Annotated in this window: 16 protein-coding genes and 1 pseudogene; 6 read left to right on the top strand and 11 right to left on the bottom strand. The window is 40.4% G+C overall.

Features of this window, described 5'->3' with window-relative positions; all coding sequences use genetic code 11:
* Nucleotides 1–7 precede the first annotated feature (7 nt).
* Nucleotides 8–1,000 (bottom strand): DUF1852 domain-containing protein, encoded by a 993-nt coding sequence (locus HYI04_RS00725; protein WP_159152711.1) that lies wholly within the window; start codon nt 998–1,000, stop codon nt 8–10.
* An 895-nt stretch (nt 1,001–1,895) separates the two neighbouring features.
* On the opposite strand from HYI04_RS00725, the pseudogene HYI04_RS00720 reads away from it, so the two are divergent.
* A pseudogene (locus tag HYI04_RS00720) lies at nt 1,896–3,194 on the top strand (dicarboxylate/amino acid:cation symporter).
* Between the two features lie 123 nt (nt 3,195–3,317).
* Here HYI04_RS00720 and HYI04_RS00715 read toward each other — a convergent pair.
* On the bottom strand, nt 3,318–4,208 hold the full coding sequence (locus HYI04_RS00715; RefSeq protein ID WP_148825348.1) for a LysR substrate-binding domain-containing protein: 891 nt from the start codon (nt 4,206–4,208) through the stop codon (nt 3,318–3,320).
* 134 nt (nt 4,209–4,342) lie between these two features.
* Here HYI04_RS00715 and HYI04_RS00710 point away from each other — a divergent pair, with 134 nt between their 5' ends.
* Nucleotides 4,343–5,761, top strand: a complete 1,419-nt coding sequence (locus tag HYI04_RS00710; protein WP_178895764.1) for an aspartate ammonia-lyase — start codon at nt 4,343–4,345, stop codon at nt 5,759–5,761.
* A 208-nt stretch (nt 5,762–5,969) separates the two neighbouring features.
* Here HYI04_RS00710 and ssb read toward each other — a convergent pair whose 3' ends face one another.
* From ssb to HYI04_RS00695, 3 genes are all read right to left on the bottom strand, one after another.
* On the bottom strand, nt 5,970–6,554 hold the full coding sequence (gene ssb / locus HYI04_RS00705) for a single-stranded DNA-binding protein (protein ID WP_004691666.1): 585 nt from the start codon (nt 6,552–6,554) through the stop codon (nt 5,970–5,972).
* A 51-nt stretch (nt 6,555–6,605) separates the two neighbouring features.
* Complete coding sequence (locus tag HYI04_RS00700) at nt 6,606–7,970, bottom strand: MFS transporter (protein ID WP_004978200.1); 1,365 nt, start codon at nt 7,968–7,970, stop codon at nt 6,606–6,608.
* 159 nt (nt 7,971–8,129) lie between these two features.
* On the bottom strand, nt 8,130–9,209 hold the full coding sequence (locus HYI04_RS00695; RefSeq protein WP_058870674.1) for a DUF475 domain-containing protein: 1,080 nt from the start codon (nt 9,207–9,209) through the stop codon (nt 8,130–8,132).
* A 212-nt stretch (nt 9,210–9,421) separates the two neighbouring features.
* Here HYI04_RS00695 and tenA point away from each other — a divergent pair, with 212 nt between their 5' ends.
* The 3 genes from tenA to uvrA all read left to right on the top strand — a co-directional run bounded on the left by tenA (nt 9,422) and on the right by uvrA (nt 13,784).
* Nucleotides 9,422–10,096, top strand: coding sequence for a thiaminase II (gene tenA, locus HYI04_RS00690; protein WP_004691671.1), 675 nt, complete (start codon nt 9,422–9,424; stop codon nt 10,094–10,096).
* A gap of 161 nt (nt 10,097–10,257) precedes the next feature.
* The gene (locus HYI04_RS00685; RefSeq protein WP_159152714.1) at nt 10,258–10,632 is read left to right on the top strand and encodes a hypothetical protein; all 375 of its coding nucleotides are present in this window, start codon (nt 10,258–10,260) and stop codon (nt 10,630–10,632) included.
* A 320-nt stretch (nt 10,633–10,952) separates the two neighbouring features.
* Nucleotides 10,953–13,784, top strand: coding sequence for an excinuclease ABC subunit UvrA (uvrA, locus tag HYI04_RS00680; RefSeq protein ID WP_178895763.1), 2,832 nt, complete (start codon nt 10,953–10,955; stop codon nt 13,782–13,784).
* A gap of 231 nt (nt 13,785–14,015) precedes the next feature.
* On the opposite strand, the gene HYI04_RS00675 is transcribed toward uvrA, so the two are convergent.
* Nucleotides 14,016–14,456 (bottom strand): HIT family protein, encoded by a 441-nt coding sequence (locus tag HYI04_RS00675; RefSeq protein ID WP_171518889.1) that lies wholly within the window; start codon nt 14,454–14,456, stop codon nt 14,016–14,018.
* Nucleotides 14,457–14,593: 137 nt separating this feature from the next.
* The gene (locus HYI04_RS00670) at nt 14,594–16,303 is read right to left on the bottom strand and encodes a GGDEF domain-containing protein (RefSeq protein WP_178895762.1); all 1,710 of its coding nucleotides are present in this window, start codon (nt 16,301–16,303) and stop codon (nt 14,594–14,596) included.
* Nucleotides 16,304–17,388: 1,085 nt separating this feature from the next.
* Here HYI04_RS00670 and omp33-36 point away from each other — a divergent pair.
* On the top strand, nt 17,389–18,279 hold the full coding sequence (gene omp33-36, locus HYI04_RS00665; RefSeq protein WP_178895761.1) for a porin Omp33-36: 891 nt from the start codon (nt 17,389–17,391) through the stop codon (nt 18,277–18,279).
* A 50-nt stretch (nt 18,280–18,329) separates the two neighbouring features.
* Here omp33-36 and HYI04_RS00660 read toward each other — a convergent pair whose 3' ends face one another.
* The 4 genes from HYI04_RS00660 to HYI04_RS00645 all read right to left on the bottom strand — a co-directional run bounded on the left by HYI04_RS00660 (nt 18,330) and on the right by HYI04_RS00645 (nt 23,443).
* Nucleotides 18,330–20,297 carry a choline BCCT transporter BetT gene (locus HYI04_RS00660; protein WP_062032021.1) on the bottom strand — a complete coding sequence of 656 codons (1,968 nt, stop codon included), beginning with the start codon at nt 20,295–20,297 and terminating at the stop codon, nt 18,330–18,332.
* A gap of 157 nt (nt 20,298–20,454) precedes the next feature.
* Nucleotides 20,455–21,144, bottom strand: coding sequence for an ion channel (locus HYI04_RS00655; protein ID WP_004691682.1), 690 nt, complete (start codon nt 21,142–21,144; stop codon nt 20,455–20,457).
* 251 nt (nt 21,145–21,395) lie between these two features.
* Complete coding sequence (locus tag HYI04_RS00650) at nt 21,396–23,111, bottom strand: cation acetate symporter (protein WP_178895760.1); 1,716 nt, start codon at nt 23,109–23,111, stop codon at nt 21,396–21,398.
* The gene (locus HYI04_RS00645) at nt 23,111–23,443 is read right to left on the bottom strand and encodes a DUF485 domain-containing protein (RefSeq protein WP_058870483.1); all 333 of its coding nucleotides are present in this window, start codon (nt 23,441–23,443) and stop codon (nt 23,111–23,113) included. Before HYI04_RS00645 ends, HYI04_RS00650 begins: the two co-directional genes overlap by 1 nt.
* Nucleotides 23,444–23,518 lie beyond the last annotated feature (75 nt).

Genomic DNA, 23,518 nt, shown 5'->3' with positions numbered 1-23,518 from the left:
AGTTAAATTAAGCAGCGTTGCTGTCTACGGTATAATTCGCAGCCCATTGCTCAAGGATGTTTTGATAAGGCTTAATAAAGTTCTCTTCCGTCCATTTACCTTGCTTGACCGCGAGCTGACCACGTTCAACACGGTCATAGACGATTCGCGTTAATGAGTAATCTGGGTATTCTAGACTCGCTTGATAGACTTGCGCCGCTGATGAATTTGCATTGTAAATTTCAGGGCGATAAATCTTTTGGAAGGTTTCCATGGTGCTAATCACACTGATCAATTCAAGATCGGTGTAATCACGCAGTAAATCACCCGCAAAATAGAATGCTAAAGGTGCAGCGCTCCCTTTCGGCATAAAGAAGCGAACCTGTAAGCCCATTTTATGGAAATACTCATCGGTACGTGAATATTCATCTTGTTTATACTCAACGCCTAACACAGGATGCTCATTGGTAGTACGGTGATACTTCTTCGCTGTTGAAACACTCAAACAAATCACAGGCTGTTGATTAAACTCTGCTTTAAAAGTCTCTGAGTTCACCAAGTATTGATACAGTTTGCCATGTAGATCACCAAAACCTTCAGGTGCATACGACGTCGAATTCTCTTTATTATGTTCTTTCAGCACCACGCTAAAATCGTAGTCACGTACATAAGACGAGAAGCTATTGCCAATCATGCCTTCAATACGCTGATGGGTATGATGATCATTAATCGTGCTTTTCAGCATTTCAATAATTGGGAAAGTTTGACCATTCCCTTCAATGTCTAAATTTGCAGAAATAATATCGATTTCAAGCGAATAACGATCACCATTCGGGTTATCTGTTTGTGCTAAGGCATTGAAACGATTATTGATCATACGAAGTGTATTACGTAGGTTCTGCTCACGACTTTCACCGCGCGCCAAGTTAGCAAAGTTCGTCGTTAGACGTGTGTTATCTGCTGGTTGATAGTTTTCATCAAAACGAATGCGTTTAATTGAACATGCAAACTCTGTACTCATGGCAATCTGTTACCCTATATTTCTGCGATAAAACTGAATTTCTTTCATGCTCTTTCTAGAGGGTCCAATTTTCTTCTTGGATCTTTCTAGCAAATCGTCTTTCCAGCCTTTTCAGCTTTTCTGAACATCAGGCTAAGAAGCAACGATGAATATGATCTATCGTTAAGAGCGTGGTTTAATTTATACCTGAATGATCACATGAATAAAAATGATTTAATCTCACACCAAAGTGAACTAAATTCATGTTTGGAAATTCTGTCGCTTTAACAATGAATTGTGCGTGGATAATTTTTTGTGGATGTACGAAATGAAAGAATGAAAACATCAAGCCCTCGTACGTGAGCTGTGAAAAGTCATGATATTGCTAAATCAACGTCATCAACACGATACATCTCTTTTTTAATTATCTATTTATATCAGTAGCTTAAAGTCATGATCTGATTATTAAAATATTAGATAAAACAGGCAATTCAATGGTTTTGTCTGTGGAAAAATGATGAGTGCAAGCTTGGTTTTGAGTTCTTGTATTCATTAATTTTGGCTTCGCTTTCAGACCTTGGCTCTTCCTCACAGAGTCAGGAAATTTAGTATATTCCCTCTCATCAATCAGAATAAAAAAATAAATATTCAGTCTTAATCTCAAGAACAGCTCACCTATATCAAGTAAAACTAAAGAATCATCTCATGCATTTTTTGCATAACTGAATTAAAAATTGCATTGTCGTTTTTTTTTTAAAAAAGTAACACTTGCCACAGCTAAATCCCCAATCGACGATTTAGCACTCAATATCTAAAGCAATGCCTCTATAAATTGATCAACATGGAATGTCATCAATGCCTTGCTACATCAGGCCAAAAGTTGATGAAAAGAAGATTAAAAGAAGGAACGATAAGTATGAAGCAGAAGAAACTACTGAAATATATTCTGATTGCCATGATCTCTGGAATACTGATTGGTTGGGCTTTTCATAGCACTTTAACGACTGCTCAAACCACAGAACTTGCCGCCTATTTTAAAATTGTGACCGATGTATTCTTAAGATTAATTAAAATGATTATTGCACCCTTAGTGTTTGCAACAATCGTTTCCGGTCTTGTCTCGATGGGAAAATCCTCATCGCTGGGATCAATTACCTTAAAGGCCATGAGTTGGTTCATTGGTGCATCATTTATTTCACTTTTACTGGGCATGGGCTTAGCCAATTTATTCCAACCTGGCGCTGGAATGAATCTCACCATTCCTCAAACAGCGGTTGATATCGGTGTCAGTGCGACAAGTCTGAGCTTAGAAAGCTTCATTACGCATATTTTCCCGCGTAGTTTTGCTGAAGCCATGGCCAATAATGAGATATTACAGATTTTGGTTTTCTCAATTTTCTTTGGTTCTGCACTGGCCTATGTGCAACATCAAAGTGAAGTGACCGTCATTGGCAAAATAATTGATGAACTCTGCAAGGTCATGTTCCGAATTACAGATTATGTCATGGCATTTGCCCCTATCGCCGTTTTTGCAGCCATTGCCTCCGCGATTACCATCCAAGGCCCTAAGCTGATTATCGATTATAGTATTTTCATTGGACAGTTCTATGTAGGATTACTGGTGCTTTGAACTCTCCTGATTGCTTTCGGCTATATCTTCTTGAAAAAAGATATTTTTAGATTGATGCGAATCGTGCGTGAACCCACCATGTTGGCATTTGCGACCGCAAGTAGTGAATCGGCTTATCCAAAAACCATGGAAGCTTTGGATAAATTCGGTGTGCCTAAACGTATTACCAGTTTCGTGCTCCCTTTAGGTTATTCTTTCAACCTCGACGGCTCGATGATGTATATGGCATTTGCCATGTTATTTATTGCACAAGCCTACAACATTGATTTAAGTTTTTCCCAGCAAGCACTCATACTCTTTACCCTCATGATTACGAGTAAAGGGATTGCAGGTGTTTCACGAGCATCCATTGTGGTGATTGCCTCCACTCTGGCCATGTTCAAACTTCCTGAAGCCGGTATTCTATTAATTTTAGCGATTGATCAGTTTTTAGATATGGGCCGTACGGCAACCAATGTGATTGGAAATAGTATTGCAACTGCCGTGATTGCACGTACTGAGGGCAATAAAGATGAACTTACGGAGCAAGAAGGTATTATGGTGAACAACATTCCTCCCGCAAACCAATTGGCCGATAACACTTAGAACTATTTATAGAGAAAATAAAAGGTGATTTTTAAATAGTAAGTAAAGTCCTTTATTTACTATTCATAAAATCACCATATTTATTATTAACAACGATTAACTAAAATAATTCATAAAATCCAATTATTTATTTTTCTGAATTAAAATATTCCAAATATAATTAATTCGATTTGAAAATGACATTTCTCGTTTAACCAGATAGACATCTTGAAATAAATAGTACTGCTTACCGTCCAGTACTTTTAATTTATTTTCTTGGATTTCTCTTTCAACCAATAATTTAGGCAGCCATGCCACACCTAAACCTTGTAATACCAACTCTTTTAAATCACCTGCATTATCAGTCTCATATAAAGTTCTATAATCCAACTTATTTTCAATCGCTTCATCCACACAGTTTCTTAAATATGCTTGTTTACTATAAGACAACAAAGGAAATGACTGATCGAGTGAATATTTGGCAGTTCCGTCATGATCTAACGCCGTTACAGGGAGTATTTCCATTTCAACAATTTTATGAAATTCGAACAAAGAACGATCGAATTGTTCTAATGTTTTTTGATCACAATAACTGATTAAAAAATCACACGAGCCATCTTTTAATAAGCGCATCCCCTGTTTGAAATTTGAGGCAATAATTTCCAATTTTAAGTCCGTCATATCCATCGCTAACTCATGAATAAAGCGGGGGAAAAACTGGGTAATGAGCGAGTGTGACACTGCAAACTTGACGGTTAACTCATCATGTTTCACATTCTTTTCTAAATATTTTATTGTTGTAGTGAGTTGATTTTGTATGTTTTTTGCCGAAGCAAGTAAAACTTGGCCTGCTTCTGTGAAATCAATATTTTTACTATATCTTTTCAAAATTTGGAAACCCAATGAGTTTTCAATATTCTGAATTCTGCGCGTAAAGGCAGACTGCGTGACATGTCGTAGAGCTGCTGCTTGAGATATCGATTTTTCTTGCTCTAACGCAAGTAAATCTTCAATCCATCGAATTTCTAAAGTCATAACTCATTCTTCACTCATCCTTTGATCAATTATAATCTATTATGCAAAAAATGCATGTAGTAATATATTTTTACATTAGAAAAAAAACCGTGCGCACTTTAATATCGATTTATTCGAGATTAGAGTCTATTTAAATGAACATTAAGATTAACACACGCGTTGAAAAGGATTTATTAGGACATAAAGAAATTCCTGCTCATTGCTATTATGGTGTACAAACTTTAAGAGCTTTAGAGAACTTTAATTTAAGTCCAAATAAACTCAATCAATTCCCTGTTTTTATTAATGCCCTTGCAATGGTTAAAGCTGCATGCGCAGAAGCTAACTTTAAAATCAATAAACTTGAAGAAAATAAATACAATGCTATTCAGTATGCATGTGAACAAATTATTAATTATAAATATCATGACCAATTTCCAATTGATATGATTCAAGGTGGTGCGGGAACATCCACCAATATGAATATCAATGAAGTACTGGCTAATATTGGATTAGAACATTTAGATCATTTAAAAGGTGAATATCAATATTTACATCCAAATAATGATATTAATATGTCTCAGTCAACCAATGACGTCTATCCAACGGCAATTAAAGTGGGTTTAATTTTTGCAATTGAGCAATTGAATAGCCCGTTTCAAAATTTAATTCAAAGTTTTAAGAATAAATCAGATGAGTTTTCGCATATCTTAAAAATGGGTCGTACCCAATTGCAAGATGCCGTTCCAATGACCTTGGGCCAAGAATTTGGCGCATTTGCAAATACCTTACAAAATGATTTAAACAAGCTCAATGACATCATGCCGTCTGCTTTAAGTGTTGTAAATTTGGGCGGAACAGCAATTGGAACAGGCATCAATACCGAAGTTAAGTATCGTGAATATGCCATCGCAGCGTTGTCTGAAATTACCCAAAAGCAGATCAGCAGTTCACCTGATTTAATCGAAGCAACCTCAGATATGGGGGATTTCGTTTTATTATCGAGCTTCTTAAAACGTACCGCGACTAAACTCTCAAAAATTGCCAATGACCTGCGTTTGCTTTCTAGTGGCCCTCGTACTGGTCTGAATGAAATCCATTTGGAACCGCGTCAACCGGGCAGCTCAATTATGCCTGGCAAAGTGAACCCTGTTATTCCAGAAGCAATGAATTTAGTGTGTTTTCAAGTGATTGCAAATGATTTGGCCATTACTTTGGCGGCCGAAGCAGGTCAGTTACAGCTCAATGCGATGGAGCCGTTAATTGCTTTTAAACTGTTCGAATCGATCGATTTGTTGGGTAAAGCGATGCAAATGTTCCAATACAAATGTATTGAAAACATCCGTGCCAATGCTGAACACTGTCAGGCAAATGTAGATAATTCAATCGGCATTATTACTGCACTCAACCCCTATTTGGGCTATGAAACAACGACTCGTATTGCAAAACAAGCCAATGAAACTGGTCAAAGTGTATTGGCTTTAATTAAAGCTGAAAACCTATTGTCTGATCAACTTTTGGCTGATGTGCTATCAATCAAAAATATGGTTCATCCTCAGCAATCTTTATCATGATTTATTAGCATTTCGTATTTTTAAAAAGGGATCTCATCAGAGGTCCCTTTTTTATAGAGAGAAAAAGTATGCTCTGTCACTCGTATTAGCTGAACATTTTTATTCTATAAAGCTCTTTTTAAATACCAAATTTGCCTAGCCATAAAAAAAGAACTTGATATAAATCAAGTTCTTTTTCACTTCATACAATATTTAGATATTGCACAAGTTAGAACGGAAGATCATCATCCATATCTGCTGGTGCTGCCGCAGGCGCTGACTGAGGAGCCGCCTTTGGTGCAAAACCGCTTGGGTTATTGTTCGCATAACCACTTTGTTGGTTGTTGCTATTACCCGCTGCTGGATTACCGCCATAACCGCCTTGGTTGTTGTTATTGTTATAACCACCACCTTGGTTATTGTTGAAACGTGGTTGTGCATAACCATCATTTCCGCCTTGCATTTGCTCGCCTTGCTGACGGTTGTTGTCGAGCATCTGCATTTGCTCACCACGAATTTCTGTGGTGTAGCGTTCTTGACCATTTTGATCTGTCCACTGACGAGTACGCAGTGAACCCTCAATATAAACTTTCGAACCTTTACGTAGGTATTGTTGCGCAATTTCACCTAGACGGTTGTGTAACACAATACGGTGCCATTCGGTTTGCTCTTTACGCTCACCGGTGCTTTTGTCTGTCCAAGAGTCGCTCGTTGCAATTGAAAACTGGGTCAACGAACCACCGTTTGGGAAAGTTTTCGTCTCTGGATCTCGGCCTAATGTGCCCACTAAAATAACTTTATTTACACCGCGCATCTGATGTTTACTTCCTATCTATTTCTATTATTTACTTTATAAGAGTTATGCTTAAATGGCTACCTCTTTCCCCAACAACTGCGTTAAATCTTGTCGCGTAGCATCATCTATTTGCTGCTTATCGACTTTTACATACGCTACTTGCTGATCAGACATCACCACGACCTCTTCAATACCACGAATCGCTAAAAGCTGTGAAGTCCATTCGTCCGTTTGTTTATGTTCAGGTAAACGCAATACCATCGAAGACAAATAGCGCGGTTGTGCCAAGCCAAAACTAATCAATAACCAAACAATCGCAAGTCCAGTCAGGATGCTCCAGCCCAAGGCTGTATTGTTTAACAGCAGCAACTGACCGCCTGTGACACCACCAAAGAATGCGCCTAAAAACTGGCTGCTGGCATTTACGCCCATCGCGGTGGCTTTAGACTGAATTGGCGCAGCTTTCGATAACCATGACGGCAGCAACGCTTCCATGACGTTAAAAGCAATAAAGAATAAGCCCAAACCTGTCAGCAAAATATACTTCGACTCAAAGCCAAAAATTAGGATGCCTAAACCTAAAATAATGCCGCCAATAGCCGTTAAAAAGATGCCTCGCATTTTGCGATATTTTTCAGCCAACACAATACTTGGAAAGGCAAAAAATAGGCTAATCACCAACAGCGGTAAATACACCCAGCCATGCGAATTTAGTGGAATTTTTGCAAAGTCGATGAGTTGCGATGGGACATAAATAAACATTGCCGTCAGCAATAAATGTAAGCTAAACACCGATACATGCAGACGGTTCAGATCGCCCATTTTTAAGACTTGTTTGAGCTGAGCCAAATAACCTTGTTGATAATTACGGTGATGGCGGGTGACTTTGGGCACCAAAAACAGCATCGAAATAGCTGCCAAACCCATGATGGTCGTTACCCAGAATAATCCTGAAATACCCACTAAACCCGTAAGCCACGGCCCCAAACTAAAAGCCACAGCAAAAGAAACCCCGATACTCATGCCCATGGTTGCCATGGCTTTCATACGGTTTTCTTCACGGGTCACATCCGCCAGTAGTGCCATCACCACCGCAGACACTGCACCACCACCCGCAATGGCACGACCAATAATCACCCCATAAATAGTGTCTGACATCGCTGCAATTGCACCGCCCAAAGCAAACAGGAGTAGCCCAAAAACCACCAAAGGCTTACGGCTATAACGGTCGGCAATCAAGCTAAAAGGAATCTGTAAAATGGCCTGTGTTAAGCCATAAATCCCCACAGCCAAACCGAGCAACGCAGGCGTTGCATATTCATAGGTCTGCCCTGCTACAGAAAATACAGGGATGATCATGAACAAACCCAACATGCGTAAGGCAAAAATACTGCTTAAGGCAAAAGTTGAACGACGTTCTAAAGCATTCATCATAAACGAGGACAGACTGTATTGAATTAATCTTGGATCAAGATTATAGGCTATTCAATCCGACTAGCGGCATGAATTTTATGTTTAATAAAAGCCTTCCTGATCTGAAAAACAAAAAGCGCAGCCTGAGCTGCGCTTTTCCGCGGTTTAAAGCAATCTGCTTTAAGCGGCTTGATGTTTTTTGTATTGAATAGAAGCAATAACAGCCCAAACAATAAAGGCCACACCAATTAAGCCTGTGACGACTTCTGGTACATGTAGACCTGTACCACTTGCCAGCATAATGAATGCTAAAGCACCAATCGCGTAGTGTGCACCATGCTCAAGGAAAACATAGGCATCCAAAGTCCCTTTTTCGACCAAGTAAATGGTCATCGAACGCACGAAGATCGCACCAATCGCGAGACCCAGCATAATAATCACGACATCCGAAGTAATCGCAAACGCGCCAATTACGCCATCAAAACTGAACGATGCATCAAGTACTTCTAGGTATAAGAAACCACCAATACCTGCTTTGACTACCCCTGTGGTTGCGCCATTGGCATCATGCGTAACTGCATTGCCATCTTCATCAACTTCAGGTTCACCACCCAACAAATGACTCAAGACTTGTACGCCAATATAAACCACGATGCCCCAGATTCCCGCCATGGTCACCACCAGACGTTTGGCTTCATCGACATTGGCCGCCATCACCAAAAGTGCAATCAGTGCAAGGAATACCGACATTGCAGGAACATTGGCTAAGTTGGTCAAACGACGTTCTAACCAGCGGAACCAGTGTGTATCTTTCTCTTCATCTAAAAAGAAGTTTAAGAACACGAGTAACAAGAATGCACCACCAAACGCAGCAATTTCAGGGTGATGATCCATCAGACGTTGCGAGTAGGTTTTTGGATCATTCAAAGCCAGTTGTACGACTTCAACAAAGCCCATATCTGCAGTTACCGCCACAATTGCGACAGGGAAGATTAAACGCATACCAAATACAGCGACTAAAATACCCACCGTCAGGAACAACGTTTTCCAGAAATGATCCCAGCCACGTAACACAGATGCATTGACCACGGCATTATCAAAAGATAGCGAGACCTCCATCACCGCTAAAATTGCAGTAATGGTCAAAGCAGTAAACATGGTCTTTAAGCCCGCTTCTGGTCCATGGGTAAAACCCCAGTACGCAGATAACGCAAGACACACGATCGTAAAAATGATAGAGAAACCAAAATGTTTCATCATGACAGATCGACCTATAAAAAATTTGGAGATGAACGAAAACTTAAAAAAACAGGTTGAGTTTTATGGCCGCAATTATGACGCTTTTTAAGTCTGAAACCAAAACATCTTCGTTAATTTTTACTTATCTCACCGATGTACGGAGATGGATTGTTGTTCCGCGCAAACTGTTGTTATAGTCTTGCCCATATTTTGGCTTCCCTCAGGATCTAATCATGGCTTTTTCTCAAGACGTTTGGCAACGTAATGTCGACTTATATCAAAAAACACTGGCTTTACCTTTTAACCAAGAATTGGCTTCAGGCACACTTAATAAAGAAGCATTTTGTCATTATGTGATTCAAGATGCGCACTACTTGGTGGCTTATGGTCGTGCTTTAGCGGTGTGTGGTGCCAAAGCGTATGAGGCCGATGACATTATCCAGTTTAGCCAAGGAGCCAAAGAAGCGATTGTGGTGGAACGCAGTTTGCATGATGGCTTTATGAAAAATTTTGATATTTCAAAACAACAGTTTGAAGAAACACCTCTGACTTTGGCATGTCACCATTACACTTCATTTCTAACGGCAACAGCATGGTCTGAAAGCTACCCTGTGGTGTTAGCAGCGCTCTTACCTTGTTTTTGGATTTATGCTGAAGTCGGTAAAGACATTGTGGGTAACTCTATCGCCAACAACCCGTACCAAGCGTGGATTGATACTTACGCAGGTGAAGAATTCAACCAAGCAGTACGTAATGTAATTGCAACCATCGATAAAGTGGCTGCGCGTTGCGATGCAGACACTATTGAGAAAATGCATAAAGCCTACCGTAAAGGGGCTGAACTGGAATGGTTGTTCTGGGACAGCGCTTATAAACAGCAGCAATGGCTCGGTTTAGACCACGCTTAAAAGCGAAAATGATCCAAAAAGCCCTGAAACCTTCAGGGCTTTTTATTGACCGAATATCGTATTTTTTCAGAAGGCGCGATTGCTATTTTAAGCATTTAAAACTAAACTCTAGTAATGATAATAATTATCATTTGCATAATTAACTTTCGAGGGCCGTTCTCATGCATCCGGATACTCTTGGTACTGAAGCCATTCGTGCATTTTTCACCGTACAATGTTGCTGGCTAAATAACGAAGAAATTTACCTTGAAAAAGGCTGTTTACACTGCGGTTCTGCCGCGACCTATCTCATTTATTATACCAATCCACATATTCAAAAATTGATGTTGGCGTTTATTAAAAAATATCATTGCGTTTTAAGTCGAGAACAAGACTTACTCGACCTACCAGACTTTGAAAATGACTACGATGCCTTCTTGCAAACTCTTGAGCACAAAGTCAATTTCTATGCCCGTCTTCATCATGACATTATCCGTCCCTTTGCTTTTGAGACGGTCGATTCAATCTTTGAACGTCGTTATGCGCTAGCATGTTAAATGCTGCAAACACTACAACACTCTATCCCTGAAGGCGTATGGCAAACCAAAAATAGCACAACCATGATGCAACTTTTGCGCTGCGCCGAATGGGAGATCCACTCTTTTTTACGCAATGCGTAAACATCTTTCTATCTTCAGTCGCAGCCAATATCGATAGCTTGAGACTTGTTTCAACACTGAAATCTAGCTACAGTTTAGCAGCATCACTTTTCTTTTGGCCGACATGATTTGTCGCTATAAAATCATGTTTAACACTTGAATAAAGCATAAGTCGTTATCATATACCTCCTTCATCTGCACAATTTCGAGATAGTTTTATGAGCCAAAGTCATATCCGTATTCGAGGCGCACGTACCCATAACTTAAAAAATGTGAACCTTGATATTCCCCGCGACAAATTCGTGGTGATCACGGGACTTTCTGGTTCAGGTAAGTCATCGCTTGCATTTGATACGCTGTACGCCGAAGGCCAGCGTCGTTATGTCGAATCGCTCTCGGCCTATGCGCGCCAGTTCTTATCACAAATGGAAAAACCTGAAGTTGACTCAATTGAAGGTTTAAGCCCTGCCATTGCGATTGAACAGAAGTCAACCAGCCATAACCCACGCTCTACGGTGGGCACCATTACCGAAATTTATGACTATTTACGTCTACTCTACGCACGTGTCGGTACGCCATTTTGCCCAGAGCATGATTTGCCGATGGTGGCACAGACCGTATCGGAAATGGTCGATGCCGTAAAAGGATTGGATGAAGGGACAGCGCTGATGCTGCTTGCACCTGTGGTGCGTGAGCGTAAAGGTGAATATTCCAACCTGTTTGAACAGCTACAAAGTCAAGGTTTTGTACGGGCGCGCGTCGATGGTGAGATTGTTGATCTCGACCCAATTCCAGAACTCGATAAAAAGAAAAAACACACCATTGAAGTGGTGGTGGATCGTTTTAAAGTCCGTGATGACCTCGGCAACCGCATTGCAGAGTCTTTGGAAACGGCTCTACGTTTGGGCGGTGATATTGCGATTCTTTCGTGGATGAACGGTGAACACCCAGATCGGGTCTTTTCAGCTAAACACTCATGTCCAGAATGTGACCGCGCTGTTGCAGAACTTGAGCCCCGTTTATTTTCATTTAACAATCCCTTTGGTGCCTGCCCAACCTGTGATGGTTTAGGGACTCGTAGCCATTTTAGTGCCGAAAAACTCATTCCAAGTCCTGATGTGTCGATTAGCCAAGGCGCTATTCGTGGTTGGGACAGACAACGTCCGTACTACTACAGCATGATTGAAAAAGTGGCTGAGCATTTTAGCTTTTCTTTGGATACGCCTTGGAATGAACTGGATGCCGACACCAAAAAGAAATTTCTCTACGGCACAGGCAAAGAAAAAGTTGATTTAAGTTATATCGACGAACGGGGTCGTAAACATAATCGTGTACAACCTTTTGAAGGAATTTTGCCACATTTAGAACGTCGCTATCGTGAAACAGAGTCAAACTATGTTCGTGATGATTTGGCACAGTACCTGTCTAATGCGGCCTGTGATGCTTGCGGTGGATCACGTCTAAATGAAATTTCACGTCATGTTCGAGTAAAAGATAAAACCATCGCCCAAATTACCAAAATGTCGATTGGTGATGCTGAAAGTTATTATCAAGATTTAAATCTTGATGGCGCAAAAGGCGAAATTGCCGATAAAATCTTTAAAGAAATTCGTGAGCGCCTGCACTTTCTAGTCTCTGTTGGTTTGAATTATTTAAGTCTTTCTCGTTCAGCAGAAACCTTGTCTGGTGGTGAAGCGCAACGTATTCGTTTGGCTTCGCAAATCGGCGCAGGTTTGATGGGTGTGATGTATGTCCTCGATGAACCGTCGATTGGTCTGCATCAACGTGATAATGATCGTCTATTAGAAACCTTAGTCCGCTTACGTGATTTGGGGAATACTGTTTTAGTCGTTGAGCATGATGAAGATGCGATTCGTGCAGCAGATCATATTATCGATATTGGCCCTGGTGCTGGTATTCATGGTGGTCATGTGATTGCTGAAGGGACTTATGATGAAATCCTTGCGAATAGTGAATCTCTCACGGGTCAATATTTATCAGGCAAACTGAAAATTGAAGTACCGAAAAAACGTACTGAACCACCAAAGCCTGAAGAACAAATTAAATTGATGGGTGCTGCGGGTCATAACCTACAGAATGTGGATTTAACCATTCCTTTGGGTGTGATGACCTGTGTGACTGGTGTATCTGGTTCAGGTAAATCAACGTTGATTAATCGTACTTTATTGCCTTTAGCAGCAACACAGCTTAATGGTGCAACCACTTTAACGGCTGAAAAATTTGATTCAATTGATGGTCTGCAATTCCTTGATAAAGTGGTTGATATTGACCAAAGCCCGATTGGTCGTACACCTCGCTCTAACCCTGCAACGTATACGGGTTTGTTTACCCCAATTCGTGAATTGTTTGCGCAAACGCCTGAAGCCAAAGCACGTGGTTATGCTGCGGGACGTTTCTCGTTTAACGTGAAAGGTGGTCGTTGTGAAGCCTGTGAAGGTGACGGCATGATCAAAGTGGCTATGCACTTTTTACCTGATATGTATGTGCCGTGTGATAACTGTCATGGTGAACGCTATAACCGTGAAACTTTAGAAGTTGGGTATAAAGGGAAGAATATTTCCGATGTACTGAATATGACGGTTGAAGATGCCATGCATTTCTTTGATGCGATTCCTGTGATTCACCGTCGTTTGGAAACGTTAAATCAAGTCGGTTTAGGCTATATTCGTTTAGGTCAGTCTGCAACGACACTGTCAGGTGGTGAAGCGCAACGTGTGAAATTAGCACGTGAATTGGCAAAACGTGATACGGGTAAAACGTTGTATATCTTGGATGAACCCACTACAGGTCTACATTTCCATGACATTGCTAAACTGTTAGATATCCTCCATGAGCTTCGTAATAAGGGCAATACTATTGTGGTGATTGAGCATAATTTGGATGTGATCAAAACTGCTGACTGGGTGATTGATTTGGGCCCTGAAGGTGGTGCAGGTGGTGGGATGATTATTGCGCAAGGTACACCTGAGCATGTGGTGAAATCTAAAGTTTCACATACTGCGAAGTTTTTGAAGCCGTTGTTGAAGTGATTCTGGGATTCTCCCACTTTAAGAGGGGGAGGATTTCCTCCTTCCACATAACAGGCGACATGAATGTCGCCTGTTTGACTATGCTCAAGGGACTGAACATTAGTTAAACAAGTGGGTTTTGTCACTTTTGCCCAGTAAAAATGAGATAACGCTACACAATAGCAATTATGCCAGCAATCCAGTACGAAGATGCTCTAAAACGATAGTCATTAATACCAATCGTTCAACTTATTATTCAAAAGCTCGAATCTGCTCAGCAAGCAAAGCCAACTCTTCATCATTTGCCCGCTGAAAATCATGTGATGAAATATAGCCTTCGTACTGCTCAAAGTATTTATCAACATTAGAATTTACAGCTTTCCAGTTTTCATGCACTTGCATAGTTCCATGCATAGGGAACAATTTTGCATGTATATGATCGACACCAAAACCTTCAAATACCATTGCGGTACGTCCAACGTCTTCAAAGAATCCATCTAACTTTTTCGCAATTTTCTTGGTATAGAGTATTAACCCAGTTAAAACATCATCATCTAAATCAAAAGCATAACTTGCATAATGCTTTTTCGGGATCACAACCGTTGCGCCTAATGTATTTGGAAAGATAGTCAAAAAAGCCATATAGTCATCATTGCTATCAATGACGTGGCAAGGTATTTTATTTTGAATCATCTGACAAAAAAAACAGCCTTCGCTCACGTTTAGCTCCTTCTATTATTATCAAATTTAATTTAAACACAGACTTCTATTGAGTTATATCACCCTGGTTTTTTTGATATTTCCAGTAGCTAAGAATTTCACAAATAAACTCAACTCGCCACCTTATTTTTACCCTGCTCTTTGGCTTGAAACAAAGCACGATCGGCTTTTTCTAACAGTGCCATCCAACTGGTCGCACCAATTGCGACCCCAATACTAATACTAACTTTTAAATCAGGGCAACGTACATTATCAAGTGGCTTCGCTTCATAAATCTCAGAACGAATCTTTTCCGCAATTTTTAAAGCGCGCTCCATTCCAACATTTTCAATCAGCACAATAAATTCATCGCCACCGTAACGTACCAACAAGTCAGATGTCCGAATATTTTCTTTTAATTTTTCAACCACAAACTGAATCACCTGATCCCCCATCAGATGTCCATACACATCGTTGACCTGTTTAAAATGATCGATATCGATCACCATTAAACAAGTTTCCGAAAACTGAGTCGGCTGATTTTCCAAAAGTTTAATGTATTCATTCAGCGCATAACGGTTTGCAACCCCGGTTAATGAATCCAAATGCGCAATATTCTTGAGTCGAAACTCCAACGCATCTCGCTGCTGAAGCGTCTGTTTTAACTGCTGAATTGCTGTAAATAAAGAATACATATTGGCGGGTTGATCTTTGGTATCCATCGGGTTGGGGCGAATACTTGAATGGGATAAATCAAACAGAATTTCACGCGCTTGAATGAGTGGACTAAACACTCTCTTGCGCGCATAGATCATGGTAAACAGTGCCGCAAAAATTGAAATCAGTGAAATACCCACCGTTGTGAGCAAAATATTTTGTGCTTTATGCTTTTCGATAATGGCTTTTTCAACGCTATATTTGAGTAAATAATTTTGCAATTCCACCACGGTCGAAAATTTATCAACGATTGCTTCAGTTAACTGTGTCCCTGTTAAATAGTACGGTCGATGGTAAATACTTTCATTCATCAAGCGCTCTACGATTAATAGCCCTTTGGCTAAAAACTCGTTATAAACCGCTTGATGCAGCACTTTAAATTCTTCGGTTTTATCACGCTCGGGCTGTAAGGTATCAATGAGTTCCCACAAATACATCACTTGCCTCCGAGTCTGTAAAGAACGCGCTAAATTGGTTTCAGGAATCGGTTGTTTAAAAGCCACATGTGCCATCACATTGGATGCAGCACGACCGGCCTGATCACGTAAGTCCGCTAATAATAAAATTTGGACATAGAAGTTTGAAACAGCGGTGTCTTTGCCTTCAGATACAGCGATTACGTCTTTTAAAACATCATGACTACGATCCCAAGCACTAAACATTTTTAGGATGGCTTGATCCATGGTCTCGGCATTACGTTGCTCACGTGGTAGAGCTGCATAGGCATCTACCTGTTGTCTGCCTTGCATTAAAGCTTCATCTAAACGGTCAACTAAACTTAAATCTAAATTTGGGAGGTTCGAGTGCTTTAAAACCTCTAAAGTCTTTTTCATCTGCTCATCCACCGTGAGCCGATATAGTTTTAACTCAAGCACGTGTTTGGCAAAGTCTTGTTGATTACTCGACATGAGTTTGTTGGCTGGTGCACGCTCTCGTGAAATCTTATTGGCCAAGTCTGCAACAGCCTGTAAGGCTTGTATTTCAGTTAAAGCTTGGTTGGTTTTGTTGTAATCACGATAACTTTTAACTATCAACGGAATGGATAAGCTGCACAATGACAAAATAATAATGCTCATTGCAATATACAGCTTTTGACTCAAATACTCAGAGCGTATTTCTCGCATACTTCAACCACGCCCCCATTCCTAAATAAAAGAAAACTAAATTAACTGTTTATTATACGAACAGTATATCGTGTATTTAAGTGATTAATTCTTTGTTTTGCATCGTTTTAAGATTTCATCATCCCCAAATAATCATGGCTAAACTTTCACGCACCTATGAAAGCTGAGTCAATCCATCCTTAATAATATTCATGTTTAGTGTGAATTTCATTCAATATTTTTAATTCCCATTTTTTAAAGTGCCTATATTTACACATGCAACATTTAAGTGCATAATGCACAGTATTGGGGCGAATTAGAGTATATCCTCAGCAAATATTCTAATTTTCCCACAAATTTTGGCGGAAAAAACCAACCTCTTTTAGAAGTTGGTTTTTTTTTGCTCAAATAAAAGTTTTTAATGAAAAATATAGCCTCAAATTCGCACCATTATTGTGCATTAAATTCCAATAGATTTTTATTCAGAAAAAATAAGATCTCGAAAATTTAAATAAAAAAAAGCCCAACCTTGGGGAAAGTTGGGCAGATAAACAAAAACTGTTTGAGGAGAATTAGCTTCTCAGAAAACAACAATATTGTTAAATGATTCGCTAAAATTATTATGAAATAAATCTGCTCTATTGTAAAGCCAACCAAAGCACTATGGATTAATATAATTGCATAATTATTGTGAGAATTATCACAAATACAGAAGATATATGTACATTATGCAAGCAAAAACTGTGTTTTTTGCGCTAAATATAACCATATTCTAGACTTGGATCACAAATGCACCTGTGTTTAAGGCATTTCAGTTAACTTTTTTACCGTTTATTCTTATTATTTCAATCTAATTTATCAATCGTAAATCAAGTTCAGTACAATTCAATATCGCGCATTCTCTGTTTTCAAAAGCGATATACCCTATTGTTCTGCTGTAAGTTTTTTTTGGTTGACATAGATGTGCTTATTCGAGCATTTTTTAATCTAAAGCATAATTAGAGTAATTGCTCAAATTAATAATGTCATTAGAGTTCATTGACTTAATAAATTGTTACAATAGAATAGCCTTAGTTTAATCCAATGTTAACAATCTGGTAAATATCATGAAAAAACTCGGTTTAGCCACTGCTTTATTATTAGCCATGACCGGTGCTCAAGCATACCAATTCGAAGTACAAGGTCAATCTGAATACATCGATAATACTGCGAATGACAAAAACTTTACTGGTGCAGCTCAAGGTACTTTCTACTTTAAAGATGTTGATTCATCTAAAGGTCCTTTAGCTGAAGCTGCGTTTTTAAACCAAGCATCTAATGTTTCTGTAGCATATAACTACACTAAATATAATGAAGACAATGGGTTTAATACAGAAACTCATACTTATGGTGCTAAAGCTGAAGCATATGTACCAACTCAGTTTGTTCCTGTATATGCTAGTGCTTCTTATAACCATACTAAAACTGATGCAAAAAATGACATGTCAGCTGATGATGAAGGTCAAGGCGACCGTTATGCACTTGAAGTGGGTGCTTTAGCGGCTCCAAACTTCTTGGTTGCTGTAGGTTATACCAGCGTTGCAGACCAATATTCTCTAGATGCATTCAATATCTTATCAAACGGTGTTGTTAGTGCAGGTTTAGAATCTGATACGATTCGTGATGACCAAGATGCAATTACTGCACGTACTAAATACGTAGGTAACATCGACGGTACAAACATGGCGCTCGGCTTAGAAGCTGGTCTTGTTTACGGTGAAGACACCGCTTACCAACTTAAAACTAACCTTTACTTAACTCCTGCGTTAAGTGTTGGCGCTTCTTATGTTGAATCAAGCTTTGCTGGTACTCCAGATTCAGCTTGGGGTGCAAACGTTAACTACTTCATCACTCCAGCAGTTGCTGTAGGCGCAAGCTATGTAAATGCTAACGCTAAAGACAATACTGAGAATCTCGATACACAAACTGTTGGCGTAAACGCTAAATTCCGCTTCTAATTCAATTTAGAAACTGAATAGAAAAAAAGGACGCTTAAAGCGTCCTTTTTTTAGTTTGTGGCTCTGACTAAATTTAAGAAATGTAAATGACGCTCATATTGGTCAATAATATCTTGCAAGAGATCATCTAAAGTCCAATCCATCACATCATAATTCTGTCCACCTTCTCTTAAGAAAACTTCAGCTTGATAAAACTGCTGTTCTTCGAGTCTATCTGCCATAAAACTGGGTGGCTGGGTTTCACGGGCAACCACCTGATAGATGAAGTTAATTTCATTATGGTGATCTACACGTAACTGCAAGCCATGCTCAATCGGTTGAATGGTCACGTCTAGCTGACGGCGCTGAAATTCCTTTTGTACCGCTGAAAATGCATGTTGTACCTGCTGGCCAATGAACTCTTCGACCTCAGACTGGGTATGCGGATAATGCATAATCAGACCTAGACGCTGTTGCCAACTGCGTGGATTTTGAATCGCACGTGGCGTGATTCGCGCATCTTGTAGTGCACGCATTTTGGTGACATCCAAACGCAATGCTTTCAGTAAGCCCCAACAGACCAGTAACATAATCAGAGTAAAGGGCAAGGCACTCATAATTGTGGCCGATTGCAAGGCTGAAAGTCCGCCTGCCATCAGTAAGATAATCGACAGTAACGCAATCAAAATGGTCCAAAATAGCCGTTGCCACAAGGGTGAGTTTTCTGTTTCTGCGGTTAAGTAATCAATCACCAATGAGCCTGAGTCGGCTGAAGTCACAAAGAATAGCACCACCAGAACGGTCGCAATCAGGCTCGATATTTGAGAGAAAGGTAAATGGGTCAAAAATTCAAACAGTGCGACGGATGAATCTTGTTGTACCGCTGAGATTAAAGAAGTGTGCCCATCTTGAATAATACTGAACAGCGCTGCATTCCCCATGAAGCCCATCCAAATCAGGGTAAAACCTGTTGGAATGAACAACACCCCGACAATGAACTCGCGAATGGTTCGACCTTTAGACACTCGGGCAATAAACATTCCAACAAAAGGCGACCATGAAATCCACCAGGCCCAATACATAATGGTCCAACCACCAATCCAACCATTGGGTTGGTAGGCATACAGGTTGAAGGTCATCGTGAACAGATTAGATACATATTGCCCTGCATTTTGAATACTGGTTTGTAAGATATAAATGGAAGAACTGGCAAAAAACACAAATAACAGTAAAACCACTGCCAGCACCAAGTTCAATTCAGACAGCCGTTTAATGCCTTTGTCCAAACCAAACCCGACTGAGAGCGAAGCTAAAAAAGTGACAAAAATGATTAGCCCGACCTGAATACCAATACTTTGCTGGATACCAAAAAGATAATTCAGTCCCGAATTAATTTGGGTCACCCCAAAACCAAGTGTGGTAGCAACCCCGAAAATAGTGCCTAAGGTTGCAAAGGTATCAACCGCATCTCCCGTTGCACCATAGATTTTTTTGCCCACCAAAGGATATAAAGCAGAGCGAACCTTTAAAGGCAAATTATGTCGGAAAGAGAAATAGGCGAGCGACAACCCCACAAGCGCATAAATGGCCCATGCATGTAATCCCCAGTGGAAAAAGGTGATCCGCATCGCTTGTTGTGCGGCATCTACGGTTTGCCCGTCTCCCGTGGGCGGGTTGACATAGTGCATCACGGGTTCAGCGACACCGAAGAACATCAAACCAATCCCCATCCCTGCGGTAAACAGCATGGCGAACCAAGAACCACTGCTATATTCAGGCAGACTATGATCAGGGCCGAGTTTGATTTTCCCCATATCGGAGAGTGCAATAAAGATCAGTAAGATCAGAAATAACGCGACAGATAAAACGTAAAACCAGCTAAATGAGTCAATAATCCATTGATTTAAATGTTTGGTTAAAGCCTCAAAACCACTTGGGTCAAAAAGAATCAAGGCCAGAAAAAGCACCAGAATCACGACAGTGCTGAGAAATACATTCCGTTTGATGTTTGCAAACAGCGATGGCTTTATGGAAGGCATAATTCCCCCAGAAAATTATTTTTAGTACAAAGATATAACCAAAATGGTTAATTAGACGAGTCTAATAAAGAGTGAAGAATGAATAGCTTAAAATTTAACGATTCTGTTCCATCATAATTTATGTCTAAAAATAAGGCAGTGCGAATCCTGTAACAGTTTAATTTTCTTTATGATCATTGGGTCGATGCTGAATATACTGCAAGGCAATCAAGCGTGAGACGACTAAAGCCAAATACATCACCCCACAAAACATCTGTAACATCGCAATCATACGGGCCAGCGGTGTCAGTGGCATTAAATCGGACAAACCTGTCGCCGACTGCAAACTAAAGCTTAAAAATAATAAATCGAGCCATGACTGTGCACCCGCCACATTGGGATTTAAAAAGCTATTGGGTTCTAAAATCTGGCAAATGCTATATAAAAAGGCAAAACCCCATGCAATAAGGGTAAACACTGCCCCTGCAGCAAATAGCTCATCTTTGGTCAAATAACGGTCTGCGAACATATAGCGCAGCAAGCCATAGGCCGCAATAAAATAGGCCATCGCCTCAAAGGCATGGCTAATCACCAACAGCATCGGATCTCGCGCACCCAGTAAAATCAGTAAGGAAAAGAACAATGCCCCACCAACAAAACTCAAGCCGAGAATGGTGAACACGGGGGTCTGACGAATGACCTTGGCAATGAGTAACAGGACCAAAACACCTAAGCCCCAAACCAATACACGTAAGGACAAGCTATGGCCGCTCAACAGCGCCAAAATCAGCATAATAAATTGCAACAGCAGTAACCATGCTGAAGGTAGTAGACGGAAGCCTTTCCAAAATTCGACAAATACTTGCATATACAGCCTGTTGTTTTCAAAGCCAAGTTTGATTGGTTCTTGTTCTCGCTTTTTTAACTTAGCATGAATAGCCACTGAAACCGATGCTTTTTATTCGTGTCAGTCGATTCATTTTGCCCAACAATTTGAGTACTGCTTGAGTACTGAATATCACAATCAGGTCTTTCAGCATTCAAAGCCAACACAGTTAAGAGAATCAACACCATAAAAAAAGCCCCAATCAATGGGGCTTTTTTTAGTTCAGGTTCAGATTAGTGATCTGAAGCGCCTGAAATACCAATACCTGTTTGCGAACGTACATACTGCGCATCAAATGCTTTACGTTCTGCTTGTGCACGTGCTGAGTTATCAGTCACAGAGAACAACCAGCAGCAGAAGAACGCCAATGGCATTGCAAAGATTGCTGGACCATTGAATGGGTTCACTGGCGTTTCAGAGATTGCGAATGTATCTACCCAAACTGCTTTAGATAAGATAATGAGTACCACCGCAGTCGTTAGACCAATCACACCACCAATCACCGCACCACGCGTGGTTAAACCTTTCCAGAACATTGACAGTACAAGCACTGGGAAGTTCGCACATGCTGCTACAGAGAATGCTAAACCGACCATGAAGGCAACGTTTTGTTTCTCGAACAGAATCCCTAAAATCATTGCAAAAATAGCAAGACCTAAAGTCGCGATTTTAGACATACGAAGTTCAGATTCAGGAGTCGTTTGACCTTTCTTGAATACGTTTGCGTACAAGTCATGCGAGATTGCTGAAGCACCTGACAAGGTCAGACCTGCAACAACAGCAAGAATCGTTGCGAACGCCACTGCTGAAATGAAGCCCATGAACAAGTCACCGCCCAATGCATCAGACAAGTGAACCGCTGCCATGTTGTTACCACCAACAAGCTCTAGTTTGCCCGTTACTGCCATTTTCGCGACATCAATGAACTGTGGGTTATTCGATACATAAAGGATCGCACCAAAACCAATGATGAAAGTTAAAAGGTAGAAGTAACCAATGAAACCTGTTGCAACAACCACTGATTTACGTGCTTCTTTAGCATCTTTAACGGTAAAGAAACGCATTAAGATGTGTGGTAGACCCGCTGTACCGAACATTAATGCCAAACCTAAAGAAATGGCATCAATTGGGTTCGCTGCAAGTTTACCTGGGCCCATGATATTGCCCGCTTCGGCTAAAGAAATGTCATGTACTTTAGAGAAAACTTGAATTGACTGCGTGAACATTTCAGAGAAGCTGAAGCCCACGCCTTTCATCACCATGAAAGCCATGAATGTCGCGCCAGACAAAAGCATTACAGCTTTAATAATCTGTACCCAAGTCGTTGCCAACATTCCACCGAAGATCACGTAAGCCATCATCAGAAGACCAACAATTACTACAGCAATGTTGTAGTTCAAACCAAATAACAGTTTGATCAGCTGACCTGCACCCACCATCTGAGCGATCAGATAGAATGCAACGACAACCAATGAACTTACTGCTGCAAGCGTACGCACTGGTTTTTCCGCTAAACGGAATGACACTACGTCAGATAAGTTGAACTTACCTAAGTTACGTAGACGTTCAGCCACTAAGAACAATACGATTGGCCAACCGACCATGAAACCCAATGAATACAGCAAGCCGTCGAAGCCTGAACTGAAAACCATTGCGGAAATACCCAAGAATGACGCTGCGGACATATAGTCACCCGCAATCGCTAAACCATTTTGGAAACCTGAAATCCCGCCACCTGCTGTGTAGAAGTCAGCAGTGTTGGTGGTTTGTTTTGCTGCCCATTTGGTGATGAGTAAAGTAAATCCGACAAAGATACCGAACATGATAATTGCATGCCAGTTTGTCGCTTGTTGTTGAGCCTCACCCAAATCTGGGCCTGCAAGTGCTAGGCTCGAAGTCAACAGTGCGATAGCAGCGACTGTAAGCGCTTTCAATGAATTCCATTTCATTAGTGCTGTCCTTTCTCTTGCGCAATGGCTTCGACTTCACGCATTGCTTCTTCATTTAATGCGTCGAGTTTGTTATTCGAGATATACGAATACACACCACATAAAAGGAAAGACAATACAATAATGCTTAGACCCAATGGCATGCCAATCGTGGTCACCCCACCACTGACTGAAGTCATTAAAAATTCTTTGTTGTAGCCGACCAACAACATGAAACCAACGTATACAACCAACATAATAGTTGTCAGTGTCCAGCTCAGTTTACTTTTACGACTAACCATTTCCTTGAATTTGGGATTTTGTAGAATCTGTTCTACTTGTCTCTCATCCATAACCATACTCCTGTGCGTATCCAACCGTAGATACAATTTTTTAATTCGAATTATTACATTTGCTAAAGTAGCAAG

This window comes from Acinetobacter sp. SwsAc2 (assembly GCF_013391465.1).
Taxonomy (GTDB): Bacteria; Pseudomonadota; Gammaproteobacteria; order Pseudomonadales; family Moraxellaceae; genus Acinetobacter; species Acinetobacter johnsonii.
Note: the sequence above shows the minus strand (reverse complement) of the source record. Positions and strands in the feature narration are given on the sequence as shown.

Coding starts and splice junctions, on each gene's coding strand:
- ssb (WP_004691666.1), bottom strand. CDS start 6,554: ATGCGCGGTGTAAATAAAGTTATTTTAGTGGGCACATTAGGCCGAGAT.
- uvrA (WP_178895763.1), top strand. CDS start 10,953: ATGAGCCAAAGTCATATCCGTATTCGAGGCGCACGTACCCATAACTTA.
- HYI04_RS00685 (WP_159152714.1), top strand. CDS start 10,258: ATGCATCCGGATACTCTTGGTACTGAAGCCATTCGTGCATTTTTCACC.
- tenA (WP_004691671.1), top strand. CDS start 9,422: ATGGCTTTTTCTCAAGACGTTTGGCAACGTAATGTCGACTTATATCAA.
- HYI04_RS00715 (WP_148825348.1), bottom strand. CDS start 4,208: ATGACTTTAGAAATTCGATGGATTGAAGATTTACTTGCGTTAGAGCAA.
- HYI04_RS00645 (WP_058870483.1), bottom strand. CDS start 23,443: ATGGATGAGAGACAAGTAGAACAGATTCTACAAAATCCCAAATTCAAG.
- HYI04_RS00675 (WP_171518889.1), bottom strand. CDS start 14,456: ATGATTCAAAATAAAATACCTTGCCACGTCATTGATAGCAATGATGAC.
- HYI04_RS00700 (WP_004978200.1), bottom strand. CDS start 7,970: ATGATGAATGCTTTAGAACGTCGTTCAACTTTTGCCTTAAGCAGTATT.
- HYI04_RS00710 (WP_178895764.1), top strand. CDS start 4,343: ATGAACATTAAGATTAACACACGCGTTGAAAAGGATTTATTAGGACAT.
- HYI04_RS00695 (WP_058870674.1), bottom strand. CDS start 9,209: ATGATGAAACATTTTGGTTTCTCTATCATTTTTACGATCGTGTGTCTT.
- HYI04_RS00725 (WP_159152711.1), bottom strand. CDS start 1,000: ATGAGTACAGAGTTTGCATGTTCAATTAAACGCATTCGTTTTGATGAA.
- HYI04_RS00655 (WP_004691682.1), bottom strand. CDS start 21,144: ATGCAAGTATTTGTCGAATTTTGGAAAGGCTTCCGTCTACTACCTTCA.
- HYI04_RS00670 (WP_178895762.1), bottom strand. CDS start 16,303: ATGCGAGAAATACGCTCTGAGTATTTGAGTCAAAAGCTGTATATTGCA.
- HYI04_RS00660 (WP_062032021.1), bottom strand. CDS start 20,297: ATGCCTTCCATAAAGCCATCGCTGTTTGCAAACATCAAACGGAATGTA.
- omp33-36 (WP_178895761.1), top strand. CDS start 17,389: ATGAAAAAACTCGGTTTAGCCACTGCTTTATTATTAGCCATGACCGGT.
- HYI04_RS00650 (WP_178895760.1), bottom strand. CDS start 23,111: ATGAAATGGAATTCATTGAAAGCGCTTACAGTCGCTGCTATCGCACTG.